This is a genomic window from Streptomyces sp. NPDC015220, from assembly GCF_043079345.1.
Classification (GTDB): domain Bacteria; phylum Actinomycetota; class Actinomycetes; order Streptomycetales; family Streptomycetaceae; genus Streptomyces.
In genome coordinates this window covers 221276-236676 of the sequence record NZ_JBIBUK010000007.1, presented here as the reverse complement: position 1 = coordinate 236676, position 15401 = coordinate 221276, and the positions used below count along the sequence as shown (strand labels likewise).

General features: G+C 73.2%; 14 protein-coding genes. 12 read left to right on the top strand and 2 right to left on the bottom strand.

The genetic code is table 11. The annotated features are described in order from the left end of the window. The first annotated feature begins 57 nt into the window (after positions 1-57). From ACF061_RS17825 to ACF061_RS17770, 12 genes are all read left to right on the top strand, one after another. Positions 58-552, top strand: a complete 495-nt coding sequence (locus ACF061_RS17825) for a cupin domain-containing protein (RefSeq protein ID WP_392267803.1) — start codon at positions 58-60, stop codon at positions 550-552. A gap of 138 nt (positions 553-690) precedes the next feature. Continuing rightward, positions 691-987, top strand: a complete 297-nt coding sequence (gatC, locus tag ACF061_RS17820; RefSeq protein ID WP_009190762.1) for an Asp-tRNA(Asn)/Glu-tRNA(Gln) amidotransferase subunit GatC — start codon at positions 691-693, stop codon at positions 985-987. Positions 988-992: 5 nt separating this feature from the next. After that, on the top strand, positions 993-2486 hold the full coding sequence (gene gatA, locus ACF061_RS17815; protein WP_392267802.1) for an Asp-tRNA(Asn)/Glu-tRNA(Gln) amidotransferase subunit GatA: 1494 nt from the start codon (positions 993-995) through the stop codon (positions 2484-2486). After that, positions 2483-2725: a hypothetical protein gene (locus ACF061_RS17810; protein ID WP_392267801.1), complete on the top strand. Its 243-nt coding sequence runs from the start codon at positions 2483-2485 to the stop codon at positions 2723-2725. The genes gatA and ACF061_RS17810 overlap by 4 nt, the downstream gene beginning before the upstream one ends. 16 nt (positions 2726-2741) lie before the next feature. Next, the gene (gene gatB, locus ACF061_RS17805) at positions 2742-4256 is read left to right on the top strand and encodes an Asp-tRNA(Asn)/Glu-tRNA(Gln) amidotransferase subunit GatB (protein ID WP_392267800.1); all 1515 of its coding nucleotides are present in this window, start codon (positions 2742-2744) and stop codon (positions 4254-4256) included. A 227-nt stretch (positions 4257-4483) separates the two neighbouring features. Then, on the top strand, positions 4484-4957 hold the full coding sequence (locus tag ACF061_RS17800) for a hypothetical protein (RefSeq protein ID WP_392267799.1): 474 nt from the start codon (positions 4484-4486) through the stop codon (positions 4955-4957). Positions 4958-5427: 470 nt separating this feature from the next. Then, positions 5428-7659: an MMPL family transporter gene (locus tag ACF061_RS17795; protein WP_392267798.1), complete on the top strand. Its 2232-nt coding sequence runs from the start codon at positions 5428-5430 to the stop codon at positions 7657-7659. Then, positions 7637-8212, top strand: a complete 576-nt coding sequence (locus ACF061_RS17790; protein WP_392267797.1) for a GNAT family N-acetyltransferase — start codon at positions 7637-7639, stop codon at positions 8210-8212. Before ACF061_RS17795 ends, ACF061_RS17790 begins: the two co-directional genes overlap by 23 nt. A gap of 35 nt (positions 8213-8247) precedes the next feature. Beyond that, entirely contained in the window at positions 8248-8883 is a 636-nt protein-coding gene (locus ACF061_RS17785; RefSeq protein WP_392267796.1) for a hypothetical protein, read from the top strand. 200 nt (positions 8884-9083) lie between these two features. Further along, positions 9084-9269, top strand: a complete 186-nt coding sequence (locus ACF061_RS17780; RefSeq protein WP_392267795.1) for a hypothetical protein — start codon at positions 9084-9086, stop codon at positions 9267-9269. 284 nt (positions 9270-9553) lie between these two features. Then, the gene (locus ACF061_RS17775; RefSeq protein WP_392267794.1) at positions 9554-12601 is read left to right on the top strand and encodes an AAA family ATPase; all 3048 of its coding nucleotides are present in this window, start codon (positions 9554-9556) and stop codon (positions 12599-12601) included. A 34-nt stretch (positions 12602-12635) separates the two neighbouring features. Next, complete coding sequence (locus tag ACF061_RS17770) at positions 12636-12833, top strand: DUF6191 domain-containing protein (RefSeq protein WP_392267793.1); 198 nt, start codon at positions 12636-12638, stop codon at positions 12831-12833. 9 nt (positions 12834-12842) lie between these two features. On the opposite strand, the gene ACF061_RS17765 is transcribed toward ACF061_RS17770, so the two are convergent. Next, complete coding sequence (locus ACF061_RS17765) at positions 12843-14000, bottom strand: PQQ-dependent sugar dehydrogenase (protein ID WP_392267792.1); 1158 nt, start codon at positions 13998-14000, stop codon at positions 12843-12845. Between the two features lie 360 nt (positions 14001-14360). Next, the gene (locus ACF061_RS17760; protein ID WP_392267791.1) at positions 14361-15359 is read right to left on the bottom strand and encodes an aldo/keto reductase; all 999 of its coding nucleotides are present in this window, start codon (positions 15357-15359) and stop codon (positions 14361-14363) included. Positions 15360-15401 lie beyond the last annotated feature (42 nt).

The window sequence follows — 15401 nt, the reverse complement described above, 5'->3', positions numbered from 1 at the left end:
CGTCCGCAGGTACCGGACCGGCGAAGCCCGTCCGGCAATCTCCCAGGGAGGCGAGCCATGTCGCTGTTCGTACCGAAGTTCGACGAGTCCGTGATCGTCCGCGACGCCGACGCGGAGGTGGTCGGCTCCGCGCCCACCAGCGTCAAGCTGCTGGCCGACAGCAGCGCCACCGCGGGCGCGCTGTCCACCGTCCGGGTCACCCTGGCCGACGGCGCGGACGGCGCCCGTCCGCACCGGCACGACGACTCCGCCGAGATGTTCTTCGTCTTGGACGGCGCCGCGGAGATCCTCTCCGGCGACGACGTCGTCACCGCCGGGCGCGGCGACCTCGTGATCGTCCCGCCGGGCCGGCCCCATGCCTTCGCCGCCGTCCCCGGCAGCCCGGCCGACCTCCTCGTGGTCATCACGCCCGGTGTCGAGCGCTTCGAGTACTTCCGCCACCTCCAGCGCGTCCGCCTCGGCGAGGTGAGCCAGGAGAGCCTGCTGGAGGTGCAGGACCTCTACGACAACCACTTCCTGCCAAGCGAGGCGTGGGACGGCCGCCGCGGCTGAGGGAGCGCGGACAAACCGTTTGCACGGGCAGGGGGCACCGCCCCATAGGATTGGGGCCTGTGGGCACATTCCCGCCTGTTGTGGAATGTGACCACAGGCCCCGGCCCAAACCACACACTCACCCCAGAGGAACGCTGCATGCCTGGCATCACGCGCGAGGAGGTCGCCCACCTCGCCCGGCTGGCGCGTCTGGAGCTGAAGCCCGAAGAGCTCGACCACTTCGCGGGACAGCTGGACGACATCATCGGCGCGGTGGCCCGCGTCAGTGAGGTCGCCGACCGAGACGTACCGCCGACCTCCCACCCGCTGCCGCTGACGAACGTCATGCGCGCGGACGAGGTCCGTCCGTCGCTCACCCCCGAGCAGGCGCTCTCCGGCGCCCCGGCCCAGGAGCAGCAGCGTTTCAAGGTGCCGCAGATCCTGGGGGAGGAGTAACAACCATGACGGACATCATCAAGCTCACCGCCGCCGAGACCGCCGAGAAGATCGCCTCCGGTGAGTTCACGGCTGTCGAGGTCGCCGAGGCCCACCTGGCCCGGATCGAGGCCGTCGACGAGAAGGTGCACGCCTTCCTGCACGTCGACCGCGAGGGCGCGCTCGCCCAGGCCCGTGCCGTGGACGAGAAGCGGGCGCGCGGCGAGAAGCTCGGCCCGCTGGCCGGCGTACCGCTGGCGCTCAAGGACATCTTCACCACCGAGGGCGTGCCGACCACCGTCGGTTCCAAGATCCTCGAGGGCTGGATCCCGCCGTACGACGCGACGCTCACCAAGCGGCTGAAGGCCGCCGACGTCGTCATCCTCGGCAAGACCAACATGGACGAGTTCGCCATGGGCTCCTCCACCGAGAACAGCGCCTACGGCCCGACCGGCAACCCCTGGGACCTCACCAGGATCCCCGGCGGCTCCGGCGGCGGCTCCTCCGCCGCGCTCGCCTCCTTCCAGGCCCCGCTGGCCATCGGCACCGACACCGGCGGCTCCATCCGCCAGCCGGCCGCCGTCACCGGCACGGTCGGCGTGAAGCCCACCTACGGCGCGGTCTCCCGGTACGGCATGGTCGCGTTCTCCTCCTCCCTCGACCAGGGCGGCCCCTGTGCCCGCACGGTCCTCGACGCGGCGCTGCTGCACGAGGTCATCGCCGGCCACGACCCGCTCGACTCCACCTCCATCGACGAGCCGGTCCCGCCGGTCGTCGAGGCGGCCCGCAACGGCAGCGTCGAGGGCATGCGCGTCGGCGTGGTCAAGCAGTTCCGCGGCGAGGGCTACCAGGCCGGCGTCATCCAGCGCTTCGACGAGTCCGTCGCGCTGCTGAAGGAGCTCGGCGCCGAGATCGTCGAGCTGGACTGCCCGTCCTTCGACCTGGCGCTGTCGGCGTACTACCTGATCGCGCCGTCCGAGTGCTCCTCGAACCTGGCCCGCTTCGACGGCCTGCGCTACGGCCTGCGCACCGGCGACGACGGCGGACACTCGGCCGAGGAGGTCACCTCCCTCACCCGTGAGGCGGGCTTCGGCCCGGAGGTCAAGCGCCGCATCATGCTCGGCACCTACGCCCTCAGCTCCGGCTACTACGACGCGTACTACGGCAGCGCCCAGAAGGTCCGCACCCTCATCAAGCAGGACTTCGACAAGGCGTTCGAGCAGGTCGACGTGATCGTCTCCCCGACGACGCCGACCACCGCCTTCGCGATCGGCGAGCGCGCCGACGACCCGATGGCGATGTACCTCGCCGACCTGTGCACCATCCCCACCAACCTGGCGGGCAACGCGGCGATGTCCCTGCCCTGCGGTCTCGCCCCGGAGGACAACCTCCCGGTCGGCCTGCAGATCATCGCCCCGGTGATGAAGGACGACCGCCTGTACAAGGTGGGCGCCGCCGTCGAGGCCGCGTTCGTGGAAAAGTGGGGGCACCCGCTGCTCGAGGAGGCTCCGTCGCTGTGAGCAATGCCCTGTCCAAGGCCAAGGGCTTCAAGAAGTCCAAGTCCGGTACGTACCTGTCCATGGCCACCACCGCGTTCGGCGCGTTCGGTGTCGCCAAGCAGATGAAGAAGGCCCGCGCCGAGAGCGACACGCTGCGCCTGATCGACGCCGCCGTGTCCGCCGCCGCGATCGTCACCGGCCTCGCCATCCTCTACCGCGAGCTGAAGCGGCTGGGCGACGACGACGTCCTGCTGGGCTGAGAGGGAAGTTTTCACCGTGACCACCACGACCGACCTGGTGTCGTACGAGGACGCGCTGGCGTCGTACGACCCCGTCATGGGCCTCGAGGTCCATGTCGAACTCGGCACCAAGACCAAGATGTTCTGCGGCTGTTCGACCGCGCTCGGCGCCGACCCGAACGCCCAGACCTGCCCGGTCTGCCTCGGCCTGCCCGGCGCGCTCCCGGTCGTCAACGCGACCGGCGTCGAGTCCGCCGTCAAGATCGGTCTCGCGCTGAACTGCGAGATCGCCGAGTGGTGCCGCTTCGCCCGGAAGAACTACTTCTATCCGGACATGCCGAAGAACTTTCAGACCTCCCAGTACGACGAGCCGATCGCCTTCAACGGCTACCTCGACGTGCAGCTGGAGGACGGCGAGACCTTCCGCGTGGAGATCGAGCGCGCCCACATGGAGGAGGACACCGGCAAGTCGACGCACGTCGGCGGCGCCACCGGCCGCATCCACGGCGCGTCCCACTCCCTGCTGGACTACAACCGGGCCGGCATCCCGCTCATCGAGATCGTCACCAAGCCGATCGTCGGCGCCGGTGAGCGTGCTCCGGAGGTGGCCAAGGCCTATGTCCGCGAGCTGCGCGAGGTCATCCGGGCGCTCGGCGTCTCCGAGGCCCGCATGGAGATGGGCCAGATGCGCTGCGACGTCAACCTGTCGCTGATGCCCAAGGACGCCGACAAGTTCGGCACCCGCAGCGAGACGAAGAACGTCAACTCGCTGCGCTCCGTCGAGCGCGCCGCCCGGTTCGAGATCCAGCGGCACGCCGCGGTGCTCTCCTCCGGCGGCACGATCGTCCAGGAGACCCGCCACTTCCACGAGGACACCGGGTCCACGACCTCGGGCCGCGTGAAGGAGGAGGCCGAGGACTACCGGTACTTCCCGGAGCCCGACCTGGTGCCCGTGGCCCCCTCCCGCGAGTGGGTCGAGGAGATCCGCGCCGGGCTGCCCGAGCTGCCGCTGGTCCGCCGTACCCGGCTCCTGGCGGAGTGGGGCGTGACGGCCACCGACATGCAGGCCATCCTCAACGCCGGTGCGCTGGACCTGATCGTGGCCACGATCGACGCCGGTGCCGACGCGGCCTCCGCCCGCAAGTGGTGGATGGGCGAGCTGGCGCGCAGCGCCAACGAGTCCGGCAAGACCCTGGACGAGCTGGCGATCACGCCGCAGCAGGTCGCCCGGGTGACCGAGCTGGTGACCTCCGGCGACCTGAACGACAAGCTGGCCCGCCAGGTCATCGAGGGTGTGCTCGCGGGCGAGGGCACCCCGGACGAGGTCGTCGACAAGCGTGGTCTGAAGGTCGTCTCCGACGAGGGCGCGCTGACCGCCGCCGTCGAGGAGGCCATCGCCGGCAACCCGGGCGTCGCGGACAAGATCCGCGGCGGCAAGGTGGCAGCGGCCGGCGCCCTGGTCGGCGCCGTCATGAAGGCCACACGCGGGCAGGCCGACGCGGCCCGCGTCAAGGAGCTCATCCTGGAGAAGCTGGGCGTCAGCGAAGGCTGACCGACCCGCACCGGCGGCGAGCCCTGGGGGGATGCATCGAACCCGATGCATCCCCCCGGGGCATTGCTCCCCACCCGTGCCCCCGCCCCTGCCGTCGACCCCGGTCGCCGACCCCGCCGTCGCCCCCGGCCAGCACTGACTCCGGTCGCCGACCCCGCCGCCGGTCACCGGCCGCCGGGCCGACCCCGCCGCCGGCCGCCGGGCCGGGGGCGCTACGCTCGCCCGCCATGAGTGGACGCGCCGATTCCGAAACACCCGCCCAGATACCCCGGACGGACGACGTCCAGGCCGCCGGCGCGCGGGACGCGGCCGGAGCCGCCGGCGAACGGGACGCCTCCGAGTCCGCCGCCGTCCCGCTAGAGCCCGGGACACCCGGCCTGCCCGACGGCGCCCTGCCCGACGGCGCCGAGGACGGCCATGAGGGTGGCCCCGAGGACGGACCCCAGGGCCCCGCGCAGGTGGCGCGCCGGGCGCGCTGGACGGCGGCCGGGGCCGCCGGCCTGCTGACACTCGCCGGGCTCGCCGCGTCGCTGCTGCGACTCGCCGGCTCGGCCCCGGTCCTCGTCGCCGCCGCCTACGCCGCCGGGGCGGCCGTCTGCGCGGTCGCGGCGCTCCTCGGCTCCCGGGGCCGCACCCGGCGGGCGTTGTGGCTGATGATCGCCGGAGTGATGGTGATGGCGCTCGGCGACCAGTCCGACTGACCGCGGCCGCCCCGCACGACGGCGCGCCGAGCGACAGCGCCGGGCGCCGGCGCCGGACGGAACGGTCCGCGCCCCACGATCCGGTCCGCCACGCCCGGACGACCCGGTCCGCCACGCCGGACGATCCGGCCGGCCCTGTCCCGCGACCCGGCCCGCCACGTCCGGACGACCCGGCCCGCCGCACTGCACGACCCGGCCCGCGCACCGGACGATCCGGCCCGCCGCGCCGTACGACCCCGCGGACGCTTCGCGGGTTGACCGGCCTCGTCGTGACAGCCCTCCGACAAACCTCACCCGACTGCCCTGTGAATTGGATCGCAGTCATGTGAATAGCGCCACGAAAACGGAAAACGATCACATTCACCTGCAAGAGTGTCCTCACCTTGCTCATGTGTTCTTTGCGGGCTGTTCAGTTCATGGACGACTGTTCCCGGTCAAAGATCCCCAAACAGTCACCTGGGAGCACGTTCGTGGCAGCCCTCGCGCGTTGGTGTGTCCGGCACCGCCTTGTCACCGTTCTGCTCTGGCTCCTCGCCCTCGGCGGAGTCACCGTGGCCGCCGCGGTCGCGGGCCCGGCGTACTCGAACGACTACGAGGTCCCCGGCACCGAGTCGGGCCGAGCCACCCAACTGCTGCGCGAGGGCTTCCCGGGGCTCGGCGGCGACAGCGACACCGTCGTCTGGCGCACCACGCCCGGTGATGTGCGGGCCGCCGACGTCGAGCAGACGATGAGCCGCACCCTGGACCGGATCGCGACCCTGCCCGGCGTCGCCTCGGTGACCAGCCCCTACAAGGGCCAGGGCGCGGACCAGATCAGCCGCGACGGGCACACCGCGTACGCGACGGTCACCTTCGACCACCCCGCCCAGGACATCGGCAAGTCCGAGGCGCAGGCCGTCGTCGGCGCGGCCAAGGCCGCCCAGAGCGACGGGCTGCAGGTGGAGCTCGGCGGCAGCGCGATCGGCGCCACCCAGTCCTCCGGCGGGCACCTCGCCGAGGTCGTCGGCGTGGCCGTGGCCGCCGTCGTGCTCTTCCTGGCGTTCGGCTCCCCGGCCGCCTCGCTGCTGCCCATCGCCACCGCGCTGGTGAGCGTCGGCACCGCCTACGGCGCCATCGGACTCCTCGGACACGCCATGACGGTGGCCGAGTTCGCACCGATGCTGGGCATGCTGATCGGACTGGGCGTCGGCATCGACTACGCGCTGTTCATCGTCACCCGGCACCGGCGCGGACTGAAACGCGGCCTCGGCACCACCGAGGCGGCCACGAACGCCGTCGCCACCACCGGACGCGCCGTCGTCTTCGCGGGCGCCACCGTGTGCATCGCCCTGCTGGGCATGCTGATCCTGCGCCTCGGCTTCCTCAACGGGGTGGCGGTCGCCGCCGCGTCCACCGTCGTCCTCACGGTGGCGGCCTCGGTGACCCTGCTGCCCGCCCTGCTGTCCTACATCGGTCCCCGCGCCCTGAGCCGGCGCGAGCGGCGCCGACTGGCCGAGCACGGTCCCGAACCCGAGGTGCCCACCGGGTTCGCCGCCCGCTGGTCGGCCTTCGTCGAACGCCACCCCAAGCTGCTCGGCGTCCTGGCCCTGGGCGTCGTCACCGTGCTCGCCCTGCCCACGTTCTCCCTCCACCTGGGCACATCCGACCAGGGCAACGACCCGAAGTCGGCGACCACCCGGCGGGCGTACGACCTCATCGCCGAGGGCTTCGGGCCGGGGGTCAACGGACCGCTGACCCTGGTGACCCGGGTGGACGGCGCCGCGGGCAGGCTCGCCCTCGACAACCTCGACACCACCCTGCGGGCCACCGAGGGCGTCGCCGCGGTCACCCCCGCCACCTACAACACCGGCGGCACCACCGCCTACCTGACCGTCGTCCCCGACTCGGCGCCCCAGTCGCAGCACACCAGCGACCTCGTCGACCGGCTGCGCACCGAGGTGCTGCCCAGGGCTGAGACCGGTACCTCGCTCGACGTGCAGGTCGGCGGCGTCACCGCCGGATACGACGACTTCGCCGGTGTCATCGTCGACCGCCTGCCGCTCTTCGTCGGCGTGGTCGTCGGCCTCGGCTGCGTCCTGCTGCTGCTCGCCTTCAGGTCGCTGGGCATCCCGCTCAAGGCCGCCGCCATGAACATCGCCGCCGTCGCCGCCGCCTTCGGCGTCGTCGTCGCGATCTTCCAGTGGGGCTGGGGCAGCGAGTTCCTCGGCCTGGGCCGGGCCGGCCCCATCGAGCCCTTCCTGCCCGTGATCATGGTCTCGGTGCTCTTCGGCCTCTCCATGGACTATCAGGTCTTCCTGGTCAGCCGGATGTACGAGGAGTGGCTGGAGACCGGCGACAACCGCCGTGCCGTCCGGGTCGGCCTCGCCGAGACCAGCCGGGTGATCAACTCGGCCGCGGTCATCATGATCTCGGTCTTCCTCGCCTTCGTGCTCGGCGGCGACCGGGTGATCGCCATGTTCGGCATCGCGCTCGCCGCCGCCGTCGCCCTCGACGCCTTCGTGCTGCGCACCCTGCTCGTGCCCGCCCTGATGCACCTGCTCGGCCGTGCCAACTGGTGGCTGCCGCGTCGGCTCGACCGGGTGTTGCCCCGGATCAGCATCGAACCGCCGGAGTGCCGCGCCGCCGCCCATGAGAAGCTCACCGACGTCGTGGAAGCACTGACGAAGGAGCAGCAGCGGGATGTACGCGATATCCCTGGGTGACGACCATGCCGAACTGCGTCCACTGGAGCCCTGGCACGCCGAGGAGTTCCTCGCGCACCTGGACCGGGGGCGGGAGTTCATCACCCGGCACATACCGTTCGGAGCGAAAGCCACGGACCTGGAGTCCGCGCGTGCCCTCCTGCGGTCCTACGCAGACCGGCACGCCTCCGACAGCGGCTTCCTGCACGGGCTGTGGCTGGAGGACAAGCTGGTCGGCGGGCTGCTGTTCCGGGTCTTCGACGCGGCGACCGGCACCTGTGAGATCGGCTGCTGGCTGGAGCCCGCCGGGACCGGGCGCGGGCTCGTCACCCGCGGAGCCCGGGTGCTGATCGACTGGGCGTTCGACGAGCGCGGTATGCACCGGGTGGAGTGGCACGCCTCCTCGGCCAACGAGCCGAGCGTCAGGGCGGCACGGCGACTGGGTCTGACCCGCGAGGGTGTGCTCCGCGAGAGCTTCCCCTACCGGGGCGTGCGCCAGGACATGGAGGTGTGGGCGGTGCTCGCTCCCGAGTGGCGTGCGGCTCGCGCGGGCGCCGCACGCGACGATCGTTAAGGGACCTCTCAGAGAGCGTCCGTACGGTGCTCGGCATGGGAACAAGGACCGCACAGGAAGCCGGAGCCGCGACCGGGGCCGAGGCGAAGGACGACCAGGAGGCGGCGGACGCCACCGAGTCGGACACGCCCGACGCCGGCGCGGCCGGACCACGCGACGGACACGGCCCGCGCGACGACGCCGAGGAGACGTGGACCGAGGCCGAGGCCGAGGCCGGCGAGGCCGGCGAGGCCGGCGAGGCCGGCGAGGCCGGCGAGACCGGTGCGGCGGGGGCGGCTCCGTCCGGGGTGGGTCAGGGCGCGGGCGCCGTCGTCTCCGCCGCTCTCGGCATGGTCTCGCTGAGCGGCAGCTGGCTCGGCACCGTCGCCGGCGCGCGTGAACAGCTGATCGGCCAGCTGCGGACCTCGACCTCCGCGAGCGTCGCCAAGCAGATCAAGGAGGTCTACGGCGACGCCTGGCACACCACCGCTCTGTGGGGCGGGCTGTTCGCGCTCGTCGCCCTGATCGTCGGCGTCGTGGTCCTCGCCCGGCCCGCGTTCGGAGCCGTGCGCGCACCGCAGGCCCCGTGGATCAAGTCGGTCGCCTGGGCGGGCGTGGTGCTGGGCGTCGTCGGCCTGCTGCTGGCCGTGCTGAAGTACACCGACGCCCTGCTCGGACTGCCGTCCGCCTGACACCCCGCCCCCGCTGAGCGCGGTACCTCAGGGCGGCCGCAGGTGCCTTACGGCCGCCCTGAGGATCTCCCCGGTCGCCTCTAAGGCCCCGGACGCCGCCCGGGATGCGGAACTCTCCCGATGTGGCCGGCCCCCCTGGGAAACGAGAGTGGACGCATCGCCCCGAGCGATGCCGTGAACCACCTCACCAGGGAGAGACCGTGTTCGAGTACGAGTACCACCAGCTCCGTTCCGCCGAGCTGCGCCGCGAGGCCGAGCAGGCGCGTCTGGTCCGTACGGCCGCCCGCATCCGCCGGTCCGCCCGCCGTTCGGCCGGCCAGGACGCCCCGGAGGCGGAAACCCATAGCCGGCCGTTGCGCCGGCACCGGTTCACCCCCGCCGCATGAGCGCCGGGGCACGGGGCGCCGGCCCCACGGGGGAGGACCGGCGCCTTCCCCGGCCCGCCCGGAGCCGCGCCCGCCCCTTCCCGCCCGCCGGGCCGCCCGCCGCCCCGCCCGCCGGGGCGACCGCCGCCCCGAGCACCCCGGCGCACTTCCGCCAGGCCCCGTCGGCCGGCCCCCGTCAGGACCTGCCGGCAGTGCCCGCACCCGGCGTGGCGGCACCGGCCGGTCCCGCCCTCGCGGCGGTCCCCGACCCGAAAACCCGTCCCGGACCGCCGGACCCGCGTGCGATGCTCGGGCCTGTGGAGAACAGGTCCGTCAGTCCGGTGTTCGTCGGCCGTGCGAACGAGCTCGGCACGATGCGCGAAGCACTCGCCCGCGTGGCCGCGGGGGAGCCACAGGCGCTGCTGCTCGGCGGCGAGGCCGGCGTGGGGAAGACCCGGCTGATCGAGGAGTTCGCCGGCGCCGCCGCCCGCCGGGGCGCCGTCGTCGCGCTCGGCGGCTGTGTGGAGATCGGCGCCGACGGACTGCCCTTCGCCCCCTTCTCCGCCGCCCTGCGCGCCCTGCGCCGCGAACTGCCCGGCGAACTCGCCGCCGCTGCCTCCGGCCAGGAGGAGGAACTCGCCCGCCTGCTGCCCGAACTCGGCGAACAGACCGCCGCGCGCGGCACCGGCCGGCACGACGAGGAGGGCATGGCCCGTCTCTTCGAACTCACCGCCCGCCTGCTGGAGCAGGTCGCCGCCGAGCACACCGTCGTCCTCGCCCTGGAGGACCTGCACTGGGCCGACGCCTCCACCCGGCACCTCCTCGCCTACCTCTTCCGCAACCTGCGCACCGGCCGCCTGATCGTCCTGGCCAGCTACCGCTCCGACGACATCCACCGCCGCCACCCGCTCCGCCCGCTGCTCGCCGAACTCGACCGGCTGCGCACGGTCCAGCGCATCGAGCTCGCCCCCTTCACCCGCCAGGAGGTCGGCCGCCAGCTCGCCGGCATCCTCGCCACCGAACCGGCCCCCGCCCAGATCGACGAGATCTTCGAACGCTCCGACGGCAACGCCTTCTTCGTCGAGGAACTCGCCGTCTGTGCCAACGAGGGCTGCCCGTACCTCAGCGACTCCCTGCGCGACCTGCTCCTGGTCCGCGTCGAGACGCTGCCCGAGCCGGCCGAGCAGGTCGTCCGGATCGCCGCCGAGGGCGGGTCCACCGTCGAGTACCGGCTGCTCGCCGCCGTGGCCCGGCTCACCGAGGACGACCTCATCGAGGCGTTGCGGGCCGCGGTGAACACCAACATCCTCGTCGCCGCGCCCACCGGCGACGGCTACCGCTTCCGGCACTCCCTGGTCCGCGAGGCCGTCAGCGACGACCTGCTGCCCGGCGAACGCTCGCGCCTCAACCGCCGCTACGCCGAGGCGCTGGAGGCCGATCCGACGCTCGCCCCGGCCGATCAGCGCGTCATGCGCCTGGCCAGTTACTGGTACCACGCCCACGACCCGGCCAAGGCCCTCCCCGCCGTCCTGGACGCCTCCGTCGCGGCCCGCGCCCGGCATGCCTACAGCGAACAACTGCGCCTGCTGGAGAGGGCGATGGAACTGTGGGACGCCGCCCCGCCGGAGGTACGGGCGCGGCTGCGTCCGGCCGACTACACCGAGGCCTACACGCCCTGCGGCGGTGACCCGGCGACCACCCCCCTGCGCTACCTCGACCTGCTGGCCGAGGCCGCGGTCGCGGGCCGCTTCTGCGGGGAACGGGACCGCGCGATGAAGATCATCAAACGGGGGCTGCGCCTCCTGGAGGACGAGCACGACCCGTTGCGCGCCGCCTGGTTCTGGAGCCAGCGCTCCCGCCTGGTCGAGGCGAGGTCCCAGGGCGACGGCTGGCGCGAACTGGCCACCGCGCAGGAGCTGGTGCGCGGCCTGCCGCCGTCCGAGGTGCACGCCGAGGTGCTCGCCAACGTCGCCAACTGGTCCATGGTCCACATGCCGGGCCCCGAGGCGTTCTCGGCCGCGGAACGGGCCGTGGAGTACGCGCGCATGGTCGGCGCCTGCGAGGTCGAGATGTCCGCCCGCCTCACCCTCGGCGGCCTCATGGTCGAAGCCGGCGACATCGACGCCGGACTCGCCGAGATGTACGAGGTCAACCGGCACACCGTGGAGCACGGCATCCTCGCCGTCGCCGGACGCTCCTTCGTCAACCTGCCCTCCGAGCTGGAGTCCGTCGGCCGCTCCCGGGAGGCCGTGCCCCTGCTGGAGGAGGGCATCGCCTTCACCCGGCGCTCCGGCCTGCTCGACCAGGAGGCCTGGGTGTGGGGCAACCTCGCCGAGTCACTGTTCAGCCTGGGCCGTTGGGAGGAGTCCGCCGAGGCGGCGTCCCGGTCCTGGCGCGTCGGCCGGAGCGCCAAACCGCGCGCCTTCCACGCGCGGATACGCGCCGAACTCGCCTTCGCCCGCGGCGACCGTGCCGATGCGTCCCGCCACCTCGACGACGCCTGGAAGCACTTCGGTGTGCACGAGCGCGCACCGCAGCACGCCCTGCCCCTGGCCCGGATCGCGATCGGCATCGCCGCGGCCGAAGGCCGGCTGCCGGACGCCCGTGCCGAACTCGAACGCGTCCTGGACGCCGGCTTCCCGGCCGGCACCCACCGCTACGGCTGGCCCCTGCTGCTCGCCGCCGCCACCATGGAGGCCCACGCGGCCGGGCGGCCCGCCGCCGGCCCGGAACGCCCCGACACCCTCGAACGCATCCGGCGGGCCGCCCGCTCGCTGGCCACCGGTGTCCCCGTGTGGCAGGCACACGAACGCTGGGTGCGCGCCGAACTGCTGCGCGCCGAGGGCCGCGACCGGCCGGAGGACTGGGCCGGGATCGTCGCGGCCTTCGAGACGCTGGAGCGCCCCTACGACCTCGCCCGGGTCCGGTTCCGGCTGGCCGAGTCCCTGCTCCTCGCCGACGACGACCAGCGCGAGCGGGCCACCGAACTGCTCCGCCTGGCCCACGCCGTCGCCGAGCACCTGCGCGCCCGTCCGCTCGCCGACTCCGCGGCCCTGCTCGCCCGGCGCGCCCGCCTGCCCCTCGTCCCCGCCCCGGGGCAGCGCGCCGCCACCGATCCCGCGGAGTCCCTCGGCCTCACCAACCGGGAACGCGACGTCCTGCGCCTGGTCTCCCAGGGGCGCACCAACCGTCAGATAGCGGAGGAACTGTTCATCTCCCCCAAGACGGCCAGCGTCCACGTCTCCAACATCCTGGCCAAGCTCGGCGTCTCGGGCCGGGGCGAGGCGGCGGCGATGGCACACCGGCTGGAACTGTTCGCCCACGACACGCTCACCGTCCCGGCGGCCGGATGAGCCGTACGGTGGACGGGACCGGGAAGGAGCAACCGTGTTCAACGCCTTCGAGGAACTCTTCGCGCCGAGCCGCAAGCACACCCGGGACGAAGAGAACCGGCTGGAGCTGACCCGGGAGGACGTCGGGGACGGCGACCCCGGGCGGGGACCGGTCGACCTCGCCTCCGGAAAGGTCGTCGTACGACTGCCCCGGGCCGCCGCGCGGAAGCCGGAACCCGGCGGCGAGGAGTGAGCGACCGGGCTACCTCACCTCCAGTTCCAGGATCCGGTCGTCCCCCTTCCTCGGCTTGCCGCGGCCGTCGGTGTTGCTGGTGACCAGCCAGAGCCGGCCGCCTCCCGCGGAGACCACCGTGCGCAGACGCCCGTAGACACCGGTCAGGAACGCCTGGGGCGCCGCCGAGGCCCGCGTGCCCTCCATCGGGACGCGCCACAGACGCTCACCCTTGAGGGCGGCCATCCAGACACATCCCCCGCTGTAGGCGATGCCGCTGGGTGAGGCCTGGTCCGTGTGCCACTGGGCCACCGGGTCGCGGAAGGCGGGGTCGCCGGACTTCCCTTCCACGTCCGGCCAGCCGTAATTGCCGCCCGGCTCGATCGCGTTCAGCTCGTCCCAGGTGTCCTGGCCGAACTCGGAGGCGAACAGCCGCTGCCTGGTGTCCCAGGCGAGACCCTGCACGTTGCGGTGGCCGTAGGAGTACACCGGGGAGTCGGGGAACGGGTTGCCCGGGGCGGGCGCGCCGTCCGGTGTCAGGCGCAGGATCTTGCCGCCCAGGGACTTCTTGTCCTGGGCCAGACCGCGCTCGCCGCTCTCGCCCGTTCCCGCGTACAGCATGCCGTCGGGGCCGAAGGCGATCCGGCCGCCGTTGTGGACCACCCCCTTGGGGATGCCCTTGAAGATCGTGTCCGGTGCCCCGAGCTGTCCCCCGGCCGGGCGTTTCGCGTCGTACAGCATCCGGACGATGCGGTTGTCCGAGGCGGAGGTGAAATAGGCGTAGATCATGTGGTCGGAGGCGTAGCCGGGGGAGAGGGCGATGCCGAGGAGGCCGCCCTCGCCCTGCGGCGCCACTCCGGACACACTGCCCAGCTCGGTCTTGCGGCCCGTCCGCTCGTCGATCCGGGTGATCGTCCCGCGGTCGCGGGAGGAGACGAGCAGGCCGCCGTCCGGGAGCGGGGCCAGACCCCACGGCGAGTTCAGGCCCTGCGCCACCGTGCGCAGCACCTTCACCGAGCCCTTGGCCGGTGGCGCGCTCTCCCCGGCCGGCCGCTCCGCGGACGAGGACGGCGCCGCCGTACGACCGGGCGTCGAGGGACCCGCGCCGGACGGCGACCCCCCGGACGAGCACCCGGCCGCCAGTACGAGCGCGGCGGCCAGCAGACATGGAACAGCTCGACGTTGCACGGTCACGTCCCTTCGAGTCGGCGGGTCCCGGGCCCTGTCGTCGAAGTCCCTCCCCGAGCCTCCGGCCGCAGGGCGCCCCCGGCCCCGCCCTCCGGACGGACGACGGGAGCCTGACGACAGGTCCCACTTCTCATACACCGCCCGCGCGCACCAGGTTCCCCCGCGTCGAGGACCGACGCCCGCCGAACCGCCGTACCGACGTGCGAACCCCGCCCGGGTGCGGTCGGCGTGCGGCCCTTCCGACCCTTCCGGCCTCGTTCGTCCCTCCGGCCTCTCTCGCCCTCTCCCGGCCGCCGCACGGCCGTGCGCCCGGCTCCCCGTCGCCGTACGACCTCGCCGCCCGGGCCCGTCGTGCGCGCCTCAGTCCCACGACCCCCGTGCCGCCGGCAGCCGTGCCACCTCCGCCAGGTCCCGGGCCGTCAGGCGAAGCTCCGCCGCTCCCGCGTTCTCCGTGACCCAGCGCTCCTGCTTGGTGCCCGGGATCGGGACGACCTGCCGACCCTGGGCCAGTACCCAGGCCAGGGCCACCTGGGCCGGGGTGACCTGCTCGCCGTGCCGGGCGGCCACCCGCCGCAGGCCCGCGACGATCGGCTGGTTCGCCGCCATCATCTCGGCGGTGAAGCGCGGGTGCCGGGCCCGCAGGTCGTCCGGTTCGAAGCCCTGACCGGGGGTGAGCGTGCCGGTCAGGAAACCGTTGCCGAGCGGCATCGCGGCCAGGAAGCCGACGCCCCGGGCCGCGCACCACGGGAGCAGGGACTCCAGCGCCTCCGGTGACCACACCGACAGCTCGGCCTGCACCGCGCTCACCGGGAACACCTGCTGCACCCGCTCCAGCCGGCGGATCGTTCCGTCATGCATCCCCGCGCCGGACCGGCGCCGGCCGCGCGCCCCCACGGCGCACAGACCGAGCGCCCGCACCTTCCCGGCCCGCACCAGCTCCGCCATCGCCCCCCAGGTCTCCTCGACCGGCACCTCCGGGTCGGCCCGGTGCAACTGGTAGAGGTCGATCACGTCCGTCTGCAGCCGCCGCAGCGACGCGTCGCAGGCCCGGCGCACGTACCCCGGGCGTCCGTTGGCCACGATGTGCTGCTCGCCCACCAGCAGCCCCACCTTCGTGGAGACGAAGGCGTCCGGCCGGCGCTCCTTCAGCGCCCGCCCCAGCAGCAGTTCGTTGGTGAACGGGCCGTACATGTCGGCCGTGTCCAGGAGCGTGGACCCTAGGTCGAGCGCCCGGAGCACGGCCCGCAGCGACGCCTCCCCCCGCTGCCGCGACGTGCCGTACGACCAGCTCATCGGCATGCACCCAAGTCCTACGGCCCCCGCCGCGAGTGCCCCCGCGCCGATCGTCCTGCGCTCCACCTCGCCGTAACCCTCCCTCGCCTGCGGTTCCCCAACCTAACC